At 67.1% G+C, this 13,826-nt stretch carries 12 protein-coding genes; 5 read left to right on the top strand and 7 right to left on the bottom strand.

Annotated features, from left to right (window positions below):
- Nucleotides 1-44: 44 nt before the first annotated feature.
- Nucleotides 45-2,030, top strand: coding sequence for a monovalent cation:proton antiporter-2 (CPA2) family protein (locus ACTJLF_RS29260; RefSeq protein ID WP_440884439.1), 1,986 nt, complete (start codon nt 45-47; stop codon nt 2,028-2,030).
- Between the two features lie 37 nt (nt 2,031-2,067).
- On the opposite strand, the gene ACTJLF_RS29255 is transcribed toward ACTJLF_RS29260, so the two are convergent.
- The 7 genes from ACTJLF_RS29255 to rpmH form a co-directional block, all read right to left on the bottom strand.
- On the bottom strand, nt 2,068-3,051 hold the full coding sequence (locus ACTJLF_RS29255; protein ID WP_440884438.1) for a zinc ribbon domain-containing protein: 984 nt from the start codon (nt 3,049-3,051) through the stop codon (nt 2,068-2,070).
- Nucleotides 3,052-3,157: 106 nt separating this feature from the next.
- On the bottom strand, nt 3,158-3,619 hold the full coding sequence (locus ACTJLF_RS29250) for a Crp/Fnr family transcriptional regulator (protein WP_019653672.1): 462 nt from the start codon (nt 3,617-3,619) through the stop codon (nt 3,158-3,160).
- Between the two features lie 102 nt (nt 3,620-3,721).
- A complete protein-coding gene (gene mnmE, locus ACTJLF_RS29245) occupies nt 3,722-5,128 on the bottom strand; it encodes a tRNA uridine-5-carboxymethylaminomethyl(34) synthesis GTPase MnmE (RefSeq protein ID WP_132801604.1) in 1,407 nt (468 codons plus the stop codon).
- Nucleotides 5,129-5,212: 84 nt separating this feature from the next.
- Nucleotides 5,213-6,910, bottom strand: coding sequence for a membrane protein insertase YidC (gene yidC / locus ACTJLF_RS29240; RefSeq protein ID WP_019653670.1), 1,698 nt, complete (start codon nt 6,908-6,910; stop codon nt 5,213-5,215).
- Nucleotides 6,907-7,194, bottom strand: a complete 288-nt coding sequence (gene yidD, locus ACTJLF_RS29235; RefSeq protein ID WP_132755627.1) for a membrane protein insertion efficiency factor YidD — start codon at nt 7,192-7,194, stop codon at nt 6,907-6,909. Before yidD ends, yidC begins: the two co-directional genes overlap by 4 nt.
- The gene (locus tag ACTJLF_RS29230; RefSeq protein ID WP_132755733.1) at nt 7,191-7,619 is read right to left on the bottom strand and encodes a ribonuclease P protein component; all 429 of its coding nucleotides are present in this window, start codon (nt 7,617-7,619) and stop codon (nt 7,191-7,193) included. Before ACTJLF_RS29230 ends, yidD begins: the two co-directional genes overlap by 4 nt.
- 101 nt (nt 7,620-7,720) lie before the next feature.
- Nucleotides 7,721-7,855, bottom strand: coding sequence for a 50S ribosomal protein L34 (gene rpmH, locus ACTJLF_RS29225; RefSeq protein ID WP_007834827.1), 135 nt, complete (start codon nt 7,853-7,855; stop codon nt 7,721-7,723).
- A 317-nt stretch (nt 7,856-8,172) separates the two neighbouring features.
- Here rpmH and dnaA point away from each other — a divergent pair, with 317 nt between their 5' ends.
- From dnaA to ACTJLF_RS29205, 4 genes are all read left to right on the top strand, one after another.
- Nucleotides 8,173-9,552, top strand: a complete 1,380-nt coding sequence (gene dnaA, locus ACTJLF_RS29220) for a chromosomal replication initiator protein DnaA (RefSeq protein ID WP_132755629.1) — start codon at nt 8,173-8,175, stop codon at nt 9,550-9,552.
- A gap of 96 nt (nt 9,553-9,648) precedes the next feature.
- On the top strand, nt 9,649-10,755 hold the full coding sequence (gene dnaN / locus ACTJLF_RS29215) for a DNA polymerase III subunit beta (protein WP_126183589.1): 1,107 nt from the start codon (nt 9,649-9,651) through the stop codon (nt 10,753-10,755).
- Nucleotides 10,756-10,890: 135 nt separating this feature from the next.
- Nucleotides 10,891-13,497, top strand: coding sequence for a DNA topoisomerase (ATP-hydrolyzing) subunit B (gene gyrB / locus ACTJLF_RS29210; RefSeq protein ID WP_019653664.1), 2,607 nt, complete (start codon nt 10,891-10,893; stop codon nt 13,495-13,497).
- 69 nt (nt 13,498-13,566) lie between these two features.
- Nucleotides 13,567-13,812, top strand: coding sequence for a hypothetical protein (locus tag ACTJLF_RS29205; RefSeq protein ID WP_440884437.1), 246 nt, complete (start codon nt 13,567-13,569; stop codon nt 13,810-13,812).
- Nucleotides 13,813-13,826: the final 14 nt, after the last annotated feature.

Below are 13,826 nucleotides of genomic sequence, written 5' to 3'. Positions count from 1 at the left end.
TCACTGAGGCGGCGCGCACGGCTCTTGCTCTAGCATCGGCGTCTATGTCTTCGTTCGATCTCACGCTGTTGTATTTGCTGGCCGCGGTGATCGGCGTGGTGGCGTGCCGCTCCCTCAAGCTGCCGCCGATGCTGGGCTATCTGTCGGCCGGCGTGCTGATCGGGCCGCACGCCTTCGCGCTGGCCCAGAACACCGAGGGCATCCAGCACCTCGGCGAGTTCGGCGTGGTGTTCCTGATGTTCGTGATCGGGCTGGAATTCAGCCTGCCCAAGCTGCGCGCGATGCGAAAGCACGTGTTCGGCCTGGGCATGCTGCAGGTGCTGCTGACGATGGCACTCGCCACCGCCGGCGCGCTGCTGATGGCGCGGCTGCTGCCGCCCGCATGGCACCTGGGCTGGCAGACGGCGCTGGCGCTGTCGGGCGCGCTCACCATGAGCAGCACCGCCATCGTGGTCAAGCTGATGGCCGAGCGGCTCGAGCTGGAGAGCGAGCACGGCAAGCGCGTGATGGGCGTGCTGCTGTTCCAGGACCTGGCGGTCGTGCCCCTGCTGGTGCTGATCCCCGCCCTGGGCGCGCCGCCGGAAGCGCTGGCCAAGGCGCTGGGCCTGGCGCTGCTGAAGGCGAGCTTCCTGATCGGCGTGCTGCTGTACGGCGGCCCGCGCGTGATGCGCTGGTGGCTCACGCTGGTGGCGCGCCGCCGCAGCGAGGAGCTCTTCATCCTGAACGTGCTGCTGATCACGCTGGGCCTGGCCTGGCTCACCGAACTGGCCGGCCTGAGCCTGGCGCTGGGCGCATTCATCGCGGGCATGCTGGTATCGGAAACCGAATACAAGCACCAGGTCGAGACCGACATCCGCCCCTTCCACGACGTGCTGCTGGGGCTGTTCTTCATTACGGTGGGCATGTCGCTCGACTGGCACATCGTGGTGGAGCGCTGGGTGCTGGTGGGCGTGCTGCTGCTGTTGCCGCTGGCTTTCAAGCTGGCGCTGGTGACGGTGCTGGCGCGGGTGTTGGGCGCCACCTCGGGCGTGTCGCTGCGCACCGGCCTGTACCTCGCGCAGGCCGGCGAGTTCGGCTTCGTGCTGCTGACGCTGGCCCAGGAGCGCAGCCTGCTGCCGCAATGGCTGGCCAACCCGGTGCTGGCCTCGATGGTGCTGTCGATGCTCGCGACGCCCTTCATCATCATGTACAGCAACGCCATCGTGCGAAAGCTCGTGGCCAGCGACTGGCTGCAGCAGTCGCTGCAGATGACGACCATCGCACGCAAGACCATCAACACGGCGCAGCACGTGATCATCTGCGGCTACGGACGCTGCGGCCAGAACCTGGCGCGCATCCTGGAGCGCGAGGGCATCCCGTACATGGCGCTCGACCTCGACCCCGACCGCGTGCGGCAGGCCGCCGCCGCCGGCGATTCGGTGGTGTTCGGCGACGCGGCGCGGCTGCAGGCGCTGATGGCCGCGGGCCTGGCGCGGGCCAGCGCGGTGGTCGTGACCTACCTCGACGTGCCCGGCGCGATGAAGGTGCTGGCCAACACGCGCGCCCACGCGCCGCACGTGCCGGTGATCGTGCGCACGCAGGACGACCACGACCTCGAGAAGCTGCAGGCCGCCGGAGCGACCGAGGTGGTGCCCGAGGCCATCGAGGGTTCGCTGATGCTTGCGAGCCATGCGCTGGCACTCGTCGGCGTGCCAATGCGGCGCGTGATCCGCGTGGTGCAGGACCAGCGCGACGCCCGCTACAACCTGCTGCGCGGCTACTTCCACGGTGCCGACGACGACAACGCCGACGAGATCGACCACGAGCGGCTCAACAGCTTCACGCTCGACGGCCGTGCGCGCGCCGTCGGACAGACGCTGTCGGGGCTCGGGCTGAATACGCTGGGTGTGCGCATCGCGAGCCTGCGCCGCCACGACGGCCAGCCGCGCCCGGTGGCCGACGACACGGTGCTGTCGGACGGCGACACCCTGGTGCTGTCCGGCAAGCCGGCCGCGCTGGCGATGGCCGTCGAGCGTCTGCAGAAGGGCTGAGCGGCGGCGCGCCGCCCCTGCCTTCTCGCCGCTGCGCTCAGTTGATGAGCGTCGGGTTGCGCTTCTCTTCCTCGATGCGCTGCTGGCGGCGCACCGCCTCGCACTGCGCGTGGGCCTTGAACTCGGGCTTCAGGCACTGCGCCGCCATGCACTGGGCCCTGGCGATGAAATTGCGGTCGCCGCACATGGCTGCGGGCTCGGCCGGCGCCGCCGGTGCGGGCGGCGGGGCAGGGGCTGCGACGGGAGGCGGCGCCTCGGCCGCGGGCTGGGGCACGGCAGCAGCGGCCGGTTGCTTGCGCGCCTGCTTGGCGGCGGGGGGCTTCGGCGGCGTAGATGCCGTCGGCACGGCCTCCGCGGGAGCCGCCGGTGCCGTCTGATCGGCAGCCTGCGCATCCGCTGCGGGGGGCTCGACAGGTGCCGGCTGTGGCGGCTCGGCCGCGGGCGGTGCGGCGACGGGCGCAGGCGCCACGGCGGCCGGCGGCGCGGTTTCCTCGGCGGCCGGCGCTGTCTTGCGCGTTCCGTAGCCGGACCAGCCCGCCACGATCATCGCCACCGCCACCAGCAGCAGGCCGACCCATAGCAGGATCGCCCGCCAGCGCGGCGCCCGGTCGACCGCAGCGGGCTTGCGGATCCTGACGCGGGGCTTCTTCGATCTCTCGCGCGACAGCGCCCAGCTCGATTCCAGCCCCTGCGGCGCCGCGGGCGGTGCCGGCACGCGCGGCGAGCCGTCGTCGTGCAGCATGAGGACGGTCTGCTCGTCGTCGTCATGCCGCGGCGCGGAGGCCGGCGACCTGCTGAAGAACGACGGGCGGGCCGGCGTCGGGGCCGGCGGGATCTCCTGGAGCGGCGCAGGGATGGTCGGGGCGCGGAGCTGGGCGGGTGCGGTGGTGGCCCATTCGCGTTCGGGGGTCGGCGGCGGCGGGATCCGGTCTCCCGCGGCGGACAGCTTGATGCCGCAGCTCCTGCAGAAATTCGCGCCGTCACGGTTCTCCGTGCTGCAGACCGGACAGATCGAGGCCATGGATTGCTTGCTGACTACTTCTTGTTTTGCAGGGGTCTTGGACGGCGGTGGCTGGCCCGCATCCGCAGGATCGATCCGGCGGCAGGCGGGAGAGGAAGCTTCCTGCTCAGGTCACCGCGACGCGCTTGGAACGGTGCGCCATGCGCTTGGCGATCACGCCGCCCAGCGCCATCGCGATCTCCAGCGCCATGTTGGGCTGGCGGTTGCCCAGTTCGCCGAAGCGGATCGCCGTGAGCCGCCAGACTCGGCCCGCGCCGGTGACCACCACGTTGGCCGAATGCGGCTGCCGCGAGAAGAACGAGCCTTCGCCGACCACCGACCCCGCGGTGAGCACAGCCAGCTTCATCTGTTCCTTGCTGCTGACGCGGTGCACGCTGATGGCGCCGCTCTCGACGAAGAACACCGAGCGGTCGGGCGTGCCCTGTTCGATCAGCACGTCGCCGACGCCGGTGTCGATCGGCTGCAGGTAACCCGCCAGCGTTTCCCATTGCTGGACGCTGAACGTCAACGCGAACGCGTCGGTGTTGATGTTCTCCGCGATGGCGCGGCTCAGGTTCTGGATGGACATGTGTTTCTCGGCCCCCGCATGTGGGCTGAAGTATCCGCCATGGCCATGTTATTTCGCTACAACTGTTTACGTTTTTTGGAGGTCGGCCGCCGCCGTCTGTGGCTATTTGCCAATGCAGAAGCGCGAAAAGATGACGCCCAGCAGGTCGTCCGCGCCGAACTCGCCGGTGATCTCGTTCAGGGCGTTCTGCGCCAGGCGCAGCTCCTCGGCCAGCAGGTCGAGCAGTTGCGCCTGCGCCGCGAGGTGGTCGGCGGCCAGCGCCAGGTGCGTCTCGACCCGCGCCAGCGCCTGCACGTGGCGCGCACGCGCGAGGTACACGCCCTCGGGCACGGCCTGCCATCCCGCCATGGCCAGCAGCTGCTCGCGCAGGGCCTCGATGCCCAGGCCGGTCTTGGCGGAGAGGGCGATGCCCTGCGCCGGCCGGGCGGCGGGCGCCGCGTCCTGCTTGTTCCAGACGTCGAGCACCGGCACGCTCGCGGGCAGCTTGCGCTGAAGGCCGGCCAGGATCTCCGCGTCGGCGGCGGCGTAGTCGGGCTGGTCCGCGCGCGTCAGGTCGTGCAGGAACAGCACCGCATCGGCGCTCTCGATCTGCCCCCAGGCGCGCGCCACGCCGATCTGCTCGACCTCATCGCTGCTCTCGCGCAGGCCGGCGGTGTCGGCCACGTGCAGCGGCACGCCGTGGATCTGGATGGTCTGCGAGACGACGTCGCGCGTCGTGCCCGCCACCGCGCTCACGATGGCCAGCTCCGCCCCGGCCAGCGCATTGAGCAGCGAGCTCTTGCCCGCATTGGGCTGTCCCGCGATCACGACCTTGATGCCCTCGCGCAGCAGGGCGCCCTGGCGCGCGCGCTGCTGCACGGCGGCCAGCTGCGACTGCAGCTTCGCCAGCTGCCCAGCCGCGTCGGCCTTCTGCAGGAAGTCGATTTCCTCCTCGGGAAAGTCGAGCGTGGCCTCCACCAGCATTCGCAGGTGGATCAGCGCGTCGCGCAGCGTATGGATCTCGCGCGAGAAGGCGCCCGACAGCGATCGCCCGGCGCTGCGTGCGGCCGCCTCGGTGCTGGCGTCGATCAGGTCGGCGATGGCCTCGGCCTGCGCCAGGTCGATCTTGCCGTTGAGAAAGGCGCGCTGGCTGAATTCGCCGGGCTCCGCCACGCGCAGGCCGGGCAGGCGGGGGCGGCCGGTGACCGGGTCGGGCTCGGCCGCCGCCTCCAGGCAGCGCGCCAGCAACAGCTGCAGCACCACCGATCCGCCGTGGGCCTGCAGTTCGAGCACGTCTTCGCCCGTGAAGGAGTGCGGTGAGGGAAAGTGGATGGCCAGGCCGTGGTCGACGGGCTCGCCCTCGGCGTCGCGGAACGGCAGGTAGGTGGCCTCGCGCGGCTTGAGCGCGCGGCCGCAGATCGCGTCGACCAGCGGCGCCAGCCTCGCGCCCGACACGCGCACGATGCCGACCGCGCCGCGCCCCGAGGCGGTGGCGATGGCGACGATGGGATCGGAGGTGCGGGCGAGCATGGTGGTGCGGATTCTTTCAGCAAAAAGGGCCGCTGACGCGGCCCTTCGAAGGATGGCTGGAGTGCCGTGCGGCTACTGCCGCCGTCACTTGGTGCCGAGCACGCCCAGCCGCTTGTTGATGAACCACTGCTGCGCGATCGACAGCACGTTGTTCGTGATCCAGTACAGCACCAGACCGGCCGGGAAGAAGATGAACATCACGCTGAACGCGAGCGGCATGATCCACATCAGCTTGGCCTGCATCGGATCGGGCGGCGTCGGGTTGAGCCAGGTCTGGAAGAGCGACGTGGCCGTCATCACGATCGGCAGGATGTACCAGGGGTCGGGTGCCGACAGGTCGGTGATCCAGCCGATCCAGGGCGCATGGCGCATCTCGACCGACGACAGCAGCACCCAGTAGAGCGCGATGAACACCGGGATCTGGATCAGGATCGGGAAGCAGCCACCCATCGGGTTGACCTTCTCGGTCTTGTAGATCCGCATCATCTCCTGCTGCATCTCCTGCGGCTTGTCCTTCAGCCGCTCGCGCATTTCCATGATCTTGGGGTTGATGGCCTTCATCTTGGCCATGCTGGCGTAGGCCTTGGCGTTGAGCCAGTAGAAGGCCGCCTTCAGCAGCACCACCAGCGCGACGATCGACCAGCCCCAGTTGCCGATCAGGCCGTGCAGCTGGTTCAGCAGCCAGTACAGCGGCTTGGAGATGATCGCGAAGATGCCGTAGTCCTTCACCAGGTCAAGGCCGGGGGCGATGGCTTCGAGCTTCTTCTCTTCCTCGGGGCCGGCGAACAGCGTGCTGTTCACGACCTGCGTGGCGCCGGGGGCGATCTTCGGCAGCGTGGCCACCATGGCGATGGAGAACTGGTTGTCGCCCAGGTCCTTCACGCGGAACTCGCGGCGCAGCTGTTCGCTGGCGGGGTCGCCGCGCAGCAGCCAGGCCGACACGAAGTAATGCTGCACCATGGCGATCCAGCCGTCGTTGGCCGGCGGCGGCGGCTCGACCTTGCCCTTGGCGATGTCCTTGAAGTCGAGCTTGTGGAACTTCTTCTCGTTGGTGTACGCGGCCGGGCCGGTGAAGGTGTTGGTGCCGAACATGGTGCCGGCGGCCACGGTGCCGTGGCGCAGCAGCTGCATGTAGAGCTGCGCGTCGCGCGGCTGGTCGGTGGTGTTGACCACTTCGTGGCGCACGCCGATGGCGTAGTCGCCGCGGTGGAACACATAGGTCTTGACGTACTTCAGGCCGCCGACGGGGGCGCTCTCGAAGCTGACTTCCAGCGTGTTCTGGCCGTCGGCCATCTCGCGCGGGCCGGGCTTGGGCGTCATCTGCGTCAGGTGGTTGGGGTAGCGCTCGCCGGTGTCGACCTGGTTCAGCAGGCCGGTCTGCGCGACGTAGCGGGTGGCGGGCGAGCCATTTTCGAACAGCACCACGTGCTTGGTGCGGTCGGCCTCGTCGTACTTCAGCAGCTCGAGGTAGTTGACGGTGGCGCCTTCGCTGTCGATCGTGGCCTTGAACAGGTCGGTGGTCACCTTGACCTGCTCGCGCGGCGTGGCCGCGGCCGGCTGCGTGGGCACTGCGCCCGCGTTGCCGCCGGCAGCGGCGGATGCGGTCGGCACGCCGTTGTTGGCCGCGGGGGTGGCGTTGGCGGGGGCGGCGGCCGTGGCGGCCGGCTTGGTCGACGGCAGGAAGGTCGGCTTGTTGCCGTTGAAGACCTGCCATTGGTCCCACAGCAGCACCAGCGAGAAACCAAAAATCACCCACAGTATCGTGCGGCGGATATCGTTCATGACGAAGACTTCTTGTCGGAAGAGAGAAGAGACGAAAACAGCGATCCTGACCGCTCAGTGCGACGCTGCGATTTCGGCGGGACCGGATCGTGGCCGCCCTGGCACCAGGGCTGGCATCGCGCGATGCGGTGCAGGGTGAGATAGCTGCCCTTGAGCGCGCCATGCACTTCCAGCGCCTCGATCGAATACACGGAGCAGGTCGGCGTGAAGCGGCACGCCTGGCCGAGCCAGGGGCTCAGCAGCAGGCGGTAGGCCTTCACGATGCCGATCAGCACGCGTTTCATGGCGAGGAGGAGGGTGCCGCAGAAGGGGCCGGAGCCTGCGCCGCGGGAGCGCGCACGGCCCGTGCGAGCAATTGCCGGAGCTCGGCGCGCACGGCGGCCTTGAGCTTGTCCGAGGAGGCGCTCACGAACTCCTTGCGGTCGAAGCCCGCGCGCAGGCGCACCACGTGCGCCGCACGCGGCAGGCTGGCGCCCGACTCGGCGCTCACGGAATAGATCTGGCGCTTGATGGCGTTGCGCGTGACAGCGCGGCGCGCCCAGCGCTTGGGCACCATGGCCCCCAGCCAGACGTCGTCGGACGCGAACAAAGGCTGTGCGCTCGATGCGAGATCGAGCGCACAGCGATGCAATGCGAAATGAGCAGTGCGCGCCACGGTGGCACCTGCGAGGACGGCCTGGAATTGCGCGCGGGTCTTGAGCCGCTGCATGAGAGCCGGGCCGCTGGCGTCGCGCCTGTTCGGGCCAGCCACGCTGGCTGTTGGAGTTGGCGCTGACGAACCGGCTGCTGGCAACGGCAGGTGGGCTGCCGTCAGACGGCCAGGCGCTTGCGGCCCTTGGCGCGGCGTGCGTTGATGACGGCACGGCCGCCGCGGGTCTTCATGCGGACCAGGAAGCCGTGGGTACGGGCGCGGCGGACTTTGGATGCTTGGTAGGTGCGTTTCATGGTGATTTCCTTTTTCCCTGTTCGCGCTGGCCCTTCGCGCTTTCGCGTGCGAAAGCCTGAAGTACCTGCGGAGCGCCGGGCGAGCGTGTTTCGGATGACCCCCGAAAGACGCAAAGAGGTTTTCAGGGAAACCCGCAATTATCGCAAACATTGGGGCCCTGAACAATCTTCGAGCAGATTTGCGGGCCTTTCGACACACTCGGCGGCGTGTGGATAAGGTTTTGACAAGTTAGAATGTCAGGCGCCTTCCAGCAGAGAATATCCACAATACCTATACCAAAAAATGCCCGAGGGTCCCTTCACTTTTCCCTACGCCCATGTCGACTGACGGCATCGGCGAAAGCCTCTGGCAGGCCTGCGTCGACCAGCTCGCGCAGGAGCTGTCCGAGCAGCAGTTCAACACCTGGATCAAACCCCTGACCGCACAGGTCGCCGACGACCTGTCGCGCATGACCGTGTTCGTCGCCAACCGGTTCAAGCTCGACTGGATCCGCGCCCAGTACGCCGGCAAGATCGCCGCCATGGCGGAGAAGATGTACGGCCAGCCGGTCGCCATCGAGTTAGCGCTTGCTCCTCGTGAAGTGCCCCTGCGTTCTGCGCCCGTGGCCGTCATGACCGAAACGGACGTGCCGCGCGACGTGGCCGGCCCGGGCGAGGAGCCGGCCGCCGCCGGCTTCAAGAACCGCCTGAATTCCGGCCTCACCTTCGACACCCTGGTCGAGGGCACGGCCAACCGCATGGCGCGCGCCGCGGCAATGCACGTGGCCGGCATGCCGGGCCATCTGTACAACCCTCTTTTCATCTACGGCGGCGTCGGCCTGGGCAAGACCCACCTGATGCATGCTGTGGGCAACCGGCTGCTGGCCGACAAGCCGGACTCCAAAGTTCTCTACATCCACGCCGAGCAGTTCGTCTCGGATGTGGTCAAAGCCTATCAGCGCAAGACCTTCGATGAGTTCAAGGAGCGCTACCACTCGCTCGACCTGCTGCTGATCGACGACGTGCAGTTCTTCGCCAACAAGGACCGGACGCAGGAAGAATTCTTCAATGCGTTCGAGGCCCTGCTGGCCAAGAAGTCGCACATCGTGATGACCAGCGACACCTATCCGAAGGGCCTGGCCGACATCCACGAGCGCCTGGTCTCGCGTTTCGACTCCGGTCTCACCGTCGCCATCGAGCCGCCCGAGCTCGAGATGCGCGTGGCCATCCTGATCAACAAGGCGCGCGCCGAATCGGCCGAGATGCCGGAAGAAGTGGCCTTCTTCGTCGCCAAGAACGTGCGCTCCAACGTGCGCGAGCTCGAAGGCGCACTGCGCAAGATCCTCGCCTACTCGCGCTTCAACCAGAAGGAGATCTCGATCGCCCTGGCGCGCGAGGCGCTGCGCGACCTGCTGTCGATCCAGAACCGGCAGATCTCCGTCGAGAATATCCAGAAGACGGTGGCCGACTATTACAAGATCAAGGTCGCCGACATGTACAGCAAGAAACGCCCGGCCAGCATCGCGCGGCCGCGGCAGATCGCGATGTACCTGGCCAAGGAGCTCACGCAGAAGAGCCTGCCGGAAATCGGCGAGCTGTTCGGCGGGCGCGATCACACGACGGTGCTGCACGCGGTGCGCAAGATCTCGGGCGAGCGCCAGCAGCTCACCGAGCTCAACCAGCAGCTTCACGTGCTCGAGCAGACCCTCAAGGGCTGACCGGAAAGAAATCGAATGTCGTCCAGGAAGCTCCCCGCGACAGCGGAGAATGGCGCCCTGCAAGCTGATTCAAAGAGATAGGAAGAGGAAGAAGACATGATCGTTTTGAAGGCAACCCAGGACAAGGTCCTCGCCGCGCTGCAGTCGGTGGCGGGCATCGTGGAGCGGCGTCACACCTTGCCGATCCTGGCGAACGTGCTGATCCGCAAGACCGGCGGCCAGCTGCAGCTGACCACCAGCGACCTCGAGATCCAGATCCGCACCACCGCCGAACTGGGCGGCGACGACGGCAACTTCACCACCACCATCGGCGCGCGCAAGCTGATCGACATCCTGCGTACCATGCCGGCCGACCAGACCGTGAGCCTCGAGTCGAGCGCGAGCAAGCTGGTGCTCAAGGGCGGCAAGAGCCGCTTCACGCTGCAGTCGCTGCCCGCCGAGGACTTCCCGCTGGTGCAGGAGGCCGCCAACTTCGGTCCCGTCTTCAGCGTGCCGCAGAAGACGCTGAAGGACCTGCTCTCGCAGGTCTCGTTCGCGATGGCCGTGCACGACATCCGCTACTACCTCAACGGCATCCTGTTCGTGGCCGAGGGCAAGCAGCTGAGCCTGGTCGCCACCGACGGCCACCGCCTTGCCTTCTCTTCCGCCACGCTCGACGTCGAAGTGCCGCGCCAGGAAGTGATCCTGCCGCGCAAGACCGTGCTCGAGATGCAGCGCCTGCTGTCCGACGCCGAAGGCGCCATCGAGATGCAGTTCGCGAACAACCAGGCAAAGTTCAGCTTCGGCGGCATGGAGTTCGTCACCAAGCTGGTCGAGGGCAAGTTCCCCGACTACAACCGCGTCATCCCGAAGAACCACAAGAACACCGTCACGCTGGGCCGCGCGCCTTTGCTGGCCAGCCTGCAGCGCACCGCCATCCTGACCAGCGAGAAGTTCAAGGGCGTTCGCCTGAACATCGAGCCGGGCACGCTGCGCATCGCGTCGAACAACGCCGAGCAGGAAGAGGCCCAGGACGAGCTCGACATCGACTACGGTGGCGACACGATCGAGATCGGCTTCAACGTGACCTACCTGATCGACGCGCTGTCGAACATGGACCAGGACATGGTCAAGATCGACCTTGCCGACTCCAACAGTTCGGCGCTGCTGACCATCCCCGAGAACGCATCCTTCAAGTACGTCGTGATGCCGATGCGGATCTAAAAGACACAGACCACAGCGCCTTGCGCACACGACCCGCGGCCCTCCGCGGGTTTGCGCTTTCAAGAGGCGGCGAATTGAGCTTTTGAGAGCCCGAAAAATCACGCGAAAACGCGTGAGAGACAGAGGAATATCCGAATGAGTGCTGAAGAAAACAAGCCCGACGTGCCGCACACCGAGCCCGTCTACATCCCCGAGATCGAAACCGTGGCCGCCGACACCAGCTATGGCGAAGGCTCGATCACGATCCTCGAAGGGCTTGAGGCCGTGCGCAAGCGCCCCGGCATGTACATCGGCGACACCTCCGACGGCACCGGGCTGCACCACCTCGTCTTCGAGGTGGTCGACAACTCCATCGACGAAGCGCTGGCCGGCCACTGCGACGACATCGTCGTGACCATCCACACCGACAACTCGATCTCCGTCACCGACAACGGCCGCGGCATTCCCACCGGCGTGAAGATGGACGACAAGCACGAGCCCAAGCGCTCGGCCGCCGAGATCGCGCTCACCGAACTGCACGCGGGCGGCAAGTTCAACCAGAACAGCTACAAGGTCTCGGGCGGCCTGCACGGCGTGGGCGTGAGCTGCGTGAACGCGCTGAGCACCATGCTGCGCCTGGTGGTGCGCCGCGAGGGCAAGATCCACGAACTCGAATTCAGCCGCGGCTTCGTGCAGAACCGCCTGCTGGAGACGGTGAACGGCGTCGAGGTCTCGCCCATGAAGATCATCGGCGACACCGACAAGCGCGGCACCGAGGTGCACTTCCTGCCCGACACCGAGATCTTCAAGGAGAACTCGGACTTCCACTACGAGATCCTCAGCAAGCGCCTGCGCGAACTGAGCTTCCTGAACAACGGCGTGCGCATCCGCCTGAAGGACGAGCGCACCGGCAAGGAAGACGACTTCTCCGGCGCCGGCGGCGTGCGGGGCTTCGTCGAGTTCATCAACAAGGGCAAGACCGTCCTGCACCCGAACTCGTTCTACGCCGAGGGCGAGCGCCCGGCCGACACCTACGGCGGCATTCCCGGCACGCACATCGGCGTCGAAGTGGCGATGCAGTGGAACAGCGGCTACAACGAGCAGGTGCTGTGCTTCACCAACAACATCCCGCAGCGCGACGGCGGCACCCACCTCACGGGCCTGCGCGCGGCTATGACGCGCGTCATCAACAAGTACATCGAGGAGAACGAGCTGGCCAAGAAGGCCAAGGTCGAAGTCACTGGTGACGACATGCGCGAAGGCCTTTGCTGCGTGCTGAGCGTGAAGGTGCCCGAGCCCAAGTTCTCCAGCCAGACCAAGGACAAGCTGGTGTCCAGCGAAGTGCGCGCGCCGGTGGAAGACATCGTCGGCCGCCTGCTGACCGACTACCTGCAGGAACGCCCGAACGACGCCAAGATCATCTGCGGCAAGATCATCGAGGCCGCCAAGGCCCGCGAAGCCGCACGCAAGGCCCGCGAAATGACGCGCCGCAAGGGCGTGCTCGACGGCATGGGCCTGCCAGGCAAGCTGGCCGACTGCCAGGAGAAGGATCCGGCGCTGTGCGAGGTCTACCTGGTGGAGGGCGACTCCGCCGGCGGCTCCGCCAAGCAGGGCCGCGACCGGAAGTTCCAGGCCATCCTGCCGCTGCGCGGCAAGATCCTGAACGTCGAGAAGGCTCGCTACGAGAAGCTGCTGACCAGCAACGAAATCCTGACGATGATCACCGCCCTGGGCACCGGCATCGGCCGCGCCGGCGCGAGCACGCCGGGCGGCGGCGCCGACGACTTCAACGTCGCCAAGCTGCGCTACCACCGCATCATCATCATGACCGACGCCGACGTCGACGGCGCCCACATCCGCACCCTGCTGCTGACCTTCTTCTACCGGCAGATGCCGGAGCTGGTCGAGCGCGGCCACATCTACATCGCGCAGCCGCCGCTGTACAAGGTCAAGGTCGGCAAGGAAGAGCAGTACCTGAAGGACGGCCCCGCGCTCGACGCCTTCCTGCTGAAGGTGGCGCTGAAGGACGCGCGCATCGAGACCGGCGGCGCCAGCTCGACCACGCTCAGCGGCGACACCCTGGCCGAACTGGCGCGCAAGCACCAGGTGGCCGAAGCCGTCATCGCGCGCCTGCGCAACTTCATGGACGCCGAAGCGCTGCGCGCCATCGCCGACGGCGTGGCGCTCGACCTCGACACCACGCCCGCCGCCGAGGCCTCGGCCGTCGCGCTGCAGGCCAAGCTGCGCGAACTCAACACGACCGGCGTGCCGGCCGAGGTGAGCAGCGAGTTCGACGCCCGCACCGACAAGCCGCTGCTGCGCATCAGCCGCCGCCACCACGGCAACATCAAGAGCAGCGTGCTCACCCAGGATTTCGTGCACGGCGCCGACTACGCCGCGCTCGCCGAGGCCGCCAACACCTTCCGCGGCCTGCTGAGCCCCGAAGGCGCGGTGGTCAAGCGCGGCGAGGGCGACCGCACCAAGGAAGAAAAGGTCGACGACTTCCGCCAGGCCATGAAGTGGCTCATCGGCGAAGCCGAACGCGCCACCTCGCGCCAGCGCTACAAGGGCCTGGGCGAGATGAACCCCGAGCAGCTGTGGGAAACCACCATGGACCCGAACGTGCGCCGCCTGCTGAAGGTGCAGATCGACGACGCGATCGAGGCCGACCGCGTGTTCACGATGCTGATGGGCGACGAAGTTGAGCCCCGCCGGGAGTTCATCGAGCAGAACGCGCTGCGGGCGGCGAATATCGACGTGTGATTCTTGTCGGGTGACACGGAAAGTGAAATCTGTGCCGAGGGGGGTGCGCCAACACCCGAAGGGGCCGTGATGGAAGTCGACATCCGCTTCCAGTTGCTGACGGACTCTTTGCTGCAGCAGACAGTGACCGTCGCCGGCGGGGAATTTGCGACCGAATCGGCGCGGCTGTTCGACGGCATGGAATGCGGCGTCTTCTTCGATATCGACCACCTGCTGACCAACATCAACCTGCTGACCGAGTTTCATGGCGGACCGGTTTCATTCGCCCGAAGAAGTGTTGATTTCCATCCAGAAGTGACCCACTTGGCCGTGTGATTTCCATCTAAATC

The sequence above is a fragment of the Variovorax sp. 22077 genome (assembly GCF_052044195.1).
GTDB classification, from domain to species: domain Bacteria; phylum Pseudomonadota; class Gammaproteobacteria; order Burkholderiales; family Burkholderiaceae_C; genus Variovorax; species Variovorax atrisoli.
This window is presented reverse-complemented; position numbering and strand designations above follow the sequence as displayed.

Coding starts and splice junctions, on each gene's coding strand:
- ACTJLF_RS29260 (WP_440884439.1), top strand. CDS start 45: ATGTCTTCGTTCGATCTCACGCTGTTGTATTTGCTGGCCGCGGTGATC.
- ACTJLF_RS29255 (WP_440884438.1), bottom strand. CDS start 3,051: ATGGCCTCGATCTGTCCGGTCTGCAGCACGGAGAACCGTGACGGCGCG.
- ACTJLF_RS29250 (WP_019653672.1), bottom strand. CDS start 3,619: ATGTCCATCCAGAACCTGAGCCGCGCCATCGCGGAGAACATCAACACC.
- mnmE (WP_132801604.1), bottom strand. CDS start 5,128: ATGCTCGCCCGCACCTCCGATCCCATCGTCGCCATCGCCACCGCCTCG.
- yidC (WP_019653670.1), bottom strand. CDS start 6,910: ATGAACGATATCCGCCGCACGATACTGTGGGTGATTTTTGGTTTCTCG.
- yidD (WP_132755627.1), bottom strand. CDS start 7,194: ATGAAACGCGTGCTGATCGGCATCGTGAAGGCCTACCGCCTGCTGCTG.
- ACTJLF_RS29230 (WP_132755733.1), bottom strand. CDS start 7,619: ATGCAGCGGCTCAAGACCCGCGCGCAATTCCAGGCCGTCCTCGCAGGT.
- rpmH (WP_007834827.1), bottom strand. CDS start 7,855: ATGAAACGCACCTACCAAGCATCCAAAGTCCGCCGCGCCCGTACCCAC.
- dnaA (WP_132755629.1), top strand. CDS start 8,173: ATGTCGACTGACGGCATCGGCGAAAGCCTCTGGCAGGCCTGCGTCGAC.
- dnaN (WP_126183589.1), top strand. CDS start 9,649: ATGATCGTTTTGAAGGCAACCCAGGACAAGGTCCTCGCCGCGCTGCAG.
- gyrB (WP_019653664.1), top strand. CDS start 10,891: ATGAGTGCTGAAGAAAACAAGCCCGACGTGCCGCACACCGAGCCCGTC.
- ACTJLF_RS29205 (WP_440884437.1), top strand. CDS start 13,567: ATGGAAGTCGACATCCGCTTCCAGTTGCTGACGGACTCTTTGCTGCAG.